This window comes from Francisella salimarina (genome assembly GCF_007923265.1).
Classification (GTDB): domain Bacteria; phylum Pseudomonadota; class Gammaproteobacteria; order Francisellales; family Francisellaceae; genus Francisella; species Francisella salimarina.
The window spans coordinates 1-510 of record NZ_VOJA01000010.1 but is presented as its reverse complement, the minus strand read 5'-3'; the positions used below and the strand labels follow the sequence as shown (position 1 = coordinate 510).

The window sequence follows — 510 nt, the reverse complement described above, 5'->3', positions numbered from 1 at the left end:
AAAAGAAAAGAAAAAAGAAGAAAGAGGATAAAAAAAGAAAAAAAAAAGAAAAATAGATGTGAAGAAAAGAGAGAGAAGGGAGAGAAAAAGAAAAAGAGATAATAATTGGTAAGAGGAGAAGGAGAAGAGAAGGAAAGAAAAAGAGATAGAAAAAAAGAAGAAGAAAAAAAGAAAAAAAGAAAAAGAAAAAAAAAAAGAAGATGAAGGAAAAAAGAAGGAAAAAGAAAAAAAAAAAGAAGATGAAAAAAAAAAAAAAGAAAGAAGAAAAGAAAGAAAAAAAAAAAAAAGAGGAAAAAAAAAGAAAAAAAAATGAAAAGAAAAAAGAAAGAGAAAGAAGAAGAAAAAAGAAAAGAAAGAAAAGAAAAAGAAAAAAAAAGGAAAAAAAAGGAAGGAGGAAAAATGAGAAAAAAAAGGACAGAAAAAAAAAGGAAAGAAGAAAAAAAAAAAAAAGGAGAAAAACAAGTATAGAAAGAGAGAAAAAAGAGAATAAAAAAGAAAAAAAAAGAAAGA

General features: G+C 22.4%; 1 protein-coding gene. It reads left to right on the top strand.

The window, feature by feature from the left end:
• Positions 1-200 precede the first annotated feature (200 nt).
• Positions 201-510: hypothetical protein (locus FQ699_RS10020; protein WP_179951707.1), on the top strand; the 310-nt coding region annotated here is incomplete at its 3' end.